This window comes from Streptomyces sp. NPDC059398 (assembly GCF_042751845.1).
In the GTDB taxonomy this organism is placed as follows: domain Bacteria; phylum Actinomycetota; class Actinomycetes; order Streptomycetales; family Streptomycetaceae; genus Streptomyces.
The window spans coordinates 1-3,703 of the sequence record NZ_JBHYWP010000147.1; the positions used below are offsets into that span (position 1 = coordinate 1).

The 3,703-nt window shown below is 71.2% G+C and carries 3 protein-coding genes; 2 read left to right on the forward strand and 1 reads right to left on the reverse strand.

Annotated features, from left to right (window positions below; translation table 11 throughout):
* Positions 1-271 precede the first annotated feature (271 nt).
* Positions 272-1,546, reverse strand: a complete 1,275-nt coding sequence (locus ACFXBC_RS33170; protein WP_385033152.1) for a hypothetical protein — start codon at positions 1,544-1,546, stop codon at positions 272-274.
* Between the two features lie 154 nt (positions 1,547-1,700).
* Here ACFXBC_RS33170 and mtnA point away from each other — a divergent pair, with 154 nt between their 5' ends.
* Together mtnA and mtrA are read left to right on the forward strand one after the other, a co-directional pair.
* Positions 1,701-2,819: an S-methyl-5-thioribose-1-phosphate isomerase gene (gene mtnA, locus ACFXBC_RS33175; protein ID WP_385033155.1), complete on the forward strand. Its 1,119-nt coding sequence runs from the start codon at positions 1,701-1,703 to the stop codon at positions 2,817-2,819.
* Between the two features lie 15 nt (positions 2,820-2,834).
* Positions 2,835-3,512 carry a two-component system response regulator MtrA gene (gene mtrA, locus ACFXBC_RS33180; protein WP_005486885.1) on the forward strand — a complete coding sequence of 226 codons (678 nt, stop codon included), beginning with the start codon at positions 2,835-2,837 and terminating at the stop codon, positions 3,510-3,512.
* Positions 3,513-3,703: the final 191 nt, after the last annotated feature.

Here is a 3,703-nt window from a genome sequence, read left to right on the forward strand (position 1 = left end):
ACAACTTTTGAGGCCCCCCCCCCCGTCGAGGTGGGGGGGGGGGCCGCCCCACATTTCTGCGTCCACGTGCAGTTCATACACCGGGTTCCGTAGTTCGCTTGCTTCTGCGCCGACAGCCGGCTCCCGTCTCCGATGCCGTGGGTGGGTGGTGCGTCGGGAACTGTGGGGCCCAGTGGCGCCAGGCTGTGCGGGGCTGTGTACGCGGCGACACATCCGCGTACACAGCCACACAGCCACACAGCCGGGCCGCCGTTGCCGGCGGCGGAGCGGATCAGCTGCTGGCGTTCTCGTAGCCGGGTACGCCGGCGGAACGCGCGAGGTCGATGTCCAGCGCCTCGCGGCGGATGCGCTGGTCGACGTAGAGGAGCACCGTCACACCGGCCGTGAACGGGTAGGTGAGTGCTGTGGTGAGCATGGCGCCGATGCCGCTGACGATCAGATACGGCCAGCCGAAGTCCGGGGTCTTGTCGGAGACGAGATCGCCGATGCCCTTGCCGTCGGCGACCATCGCGGCCGCGTTGAACGGCAGATCGATGAGCCCCGACACGAGGGCGGTCAGGACCAGGGTCAGCAGGGTGATCCCGAAGATGCGCCACCAGACGCCCTTGACCAGCTTCGCCGAGCGGCGCAGCGCTGACGCGATGCCCTGCCGCTCCAGCATCAGCGCCGGACCGGCCAGGCTGAAGCAGACCCACAGCCAGACGACCACGAGCATCGCGGCGAGCCCGCCGAGTGCGGCCAGTCCGGCGCCCTCGGAGCCGCCGACCAGGAGGCCGGGGAGGAGTCCGACGGTCATCACCGCGGCGTAGCCGACGGGCAGCAGCAGGCTGAGCCCCGTCAGCCGCCCGAGCTGAGGCCTGGCCTCGTGCCAGGCGTCGGCGAGCGTCACCGGGCGGCCCAGCACGGAGCGGCTGACGACCATGGTGAGTACGGCTGTCGTGAAGATCGTGCCGATCAGCGTGATCGCGTACACCGGACCCAGGCTCAGCAGACTCGTCCGCAGCGAGTCCAGGCTCTGGTGCAGCTGCTCGGAGGGACTGGCTCCGCTGTCGATCGAGGCGGGCTCGGGGAGTGCGTAGTGCTGGATGAGGACCGAGCAGAGCTGGACGACGGCTGCCACGCCGATGGTGAGGCCGAACGCCGTCCGCCAGTGGGCGCGCATCGTGGCCACCGCGCCGTCGAGGATCTCTCCCACGCCGAGGGGCCGGAGCGGGATGATGCCCGGTTTGGCCACGTCGGGCTGCTGGTTTCCCCAGCCGCCCTGCTGTGGTCCGCCCCAGCCGGTGTGGCCGCCCTGCTGCGGCCCCCAGCCGCCGGCCGGCTGCCGACCCGCGCTGTCGGCATGTGCGCGCGGGCCCCGGCCGGGCTTCTGCTGCGGTGGTACGGGCGGGTTCGGCGCGGTCCACTCGGCGGCCGGGGGCTGGTCGCTGGACCACTTCGAAGGGGTTTCCCCCTCGTCGGCCGGTCCGGCGGGCGGTGGGACGTCCGGCTGCCGGCCGTCCGACGGGGCGGATCCGGGCGAGGCCCAGCCCGGAGAGTCGTTCATTGTCGCTCCTTCACATGCCTGGCCCCCGCAAGCCTGTCGCGCGTCGAGGCAGCAGGTCGGCAGCCATCGTGTCATGCGGGGTGCGGCAGCGGAGCCGCTGCTGTATCTCCCTCGCACCTTCAATTGTCGGTGCCCCACGGGGCAGACTGTGCGGATGGCTGATCAGGACGCACAAACCCCGCCGGGCGCGGGGCCGCCCATGCTTCCCTCACTTCGCTGGGACGAGCCGCCGGAGGGGCCGGAAGGCGCGGTTGTCGTCCTGCTCGACCAGACTCGATTGCCCGGCGAGGAGGTCGAGTTGGTGTGCACGGACGTTCCCGCGCTGGTCCGTGCGATCCAGACCCTCGCTGTCCGGGGAGCTCCGCTGCTCGGGGTCGCCGGAGCTTACGGGGTCGCGCTGGCCGCCGTACGGGGATATGACGTGGAGGAGGCCGCGGCGCTCCTCGCCGGGGCGCGGCCCACGGCGGTGAACCTGGGGTACGGGGTGCACCGGGTGGCCGAGGCGTACCGGGCAGCTGTCCGCGGTGGTGCGGACAGCGGTGCGGCAGCGGCGGTGGCGCTCAGGGAGGCCAGGGCGCTGGACCAGGAGGATGTCGGGGCCAGCCGGCAGATGGCGGCCCATGGCCTCGCGCTCCTCGACGAGCTGCTGCCGGGCGGCGGCCACCGGATACTGACGCACTGCAACACCGGGGCGCTGGTGTCTGCCGGTGAGGGCACCGCTTTCGCCGTGGCCCTGGCGGCGCACCGTGCGGGCAGTCTGCGGCGTCTGTGGGTGGACGAGACACGTCCGCTGTTGCAGGGGGCGCGGCTGACGGCGTACGAGGCGGCCCGGAACGGGATGGCGTACACGGTGCTCACCGACAACGCGGCCGGTTCGCTCTTCGCGGCGGGTGAGGTGGACGCCGTACTGATCGGTGCCGACCGGATCGCTGCGGACGGCTCGGTGGCCAACAAGGTGGGCAGTTATCCGCTGGCTGTGCTGGCCAAGTACCACCATGTGCCATTCGTCGTCGTCGCTCCGACGACCACGGTCGATCTGTCCACACCGGACGGTGCGGGCATCGAGGTGGAGCAGCGGGCGGGCAGCGAAGTGACGGAGTTCGGTGGGGTGCCGGTGGCGCCGCCGGGGGCGCAGGCGTACAACCCCGCGTTCGATGTCACGCCTCCCGAGCTCGTGACGGCCGTCGTCACGGAGGCGGGAGTCGTGTCCCCTGTCACCAGGGACGCACTCACCGCATTGTGTGGCAGGTCACGCCGGGTAACGATGAGCTAATGGGATGATGGCGGTATGAAGGGACGCGTCCTTGTCGTCGATGACGACACCGCACTGGCCGAGATGCTCGGCATTGTGCTGCGTGGTGAAGGTTTTGAGCCGTCATTTGTAGCGGACGGCGACAAGGCACTGGCTGCATTCCGTGAGGCCAAGCCGGACCTGGTGCTGCTCGATCTCATGCTGCCCGGACGGGACGGCATCGAGGTCTGCAGGCTGATCAGGGCCGAGTCGGGTGTGCCGATCGTGATGCTCACGGCGAAGAGCGACACCGTCGATGTGGTGGTGGGGCTCGAATCGGGAGCCGACGACTACATCGTCAAGCCGTTCAAGCCCAAGGAGCTCGTCGCCCGTATCAGGGCGCGGCTGAGGAGGTCGGAGGAGCCCGCGCCCGAGCAGCTGGCCATCGGTGATCTGGTCATCGATGTGGCCGGTCACTCCGTGAAGCGGGAGGGGCAGTCGATCGCGCTGACCCCGCTGGAGTTCGATCTGCTGGTCGCCCTGGCCCGGAAGCCCTGGCAGGTGTTCACCCGTGAGGTGCTGCTGGAGCAGGTGTGGGGGTATCGCCATGCCGCGGACACCCGGCTGGTCAATGTGCATGTCCAGCGGCTGCGCTCGAAGGTCGAGAAGGATCCCGAGCGGCCGGAGATCGTGGTGACCGTCCGTGGTGTCGGATACAAGGCCGGACCGAGCTGACATGGCTCCGAGCAGCGCCGCTCCGGCGCCCGGGGAGCCGGGAGTACGGCCGGAGCGGCCTGCCGGACCCGCGGGGGGGGGCGGGCCGCCCCCCCCCCCGCCCCCGGGGGGGGGGGGGGGGTGCGCGGGGCGGTTTGGGGGGGGCCCAGTGCGGGGCCCGCTGGGGGTGGGGGGGGGGGGGGGGCGCGGAC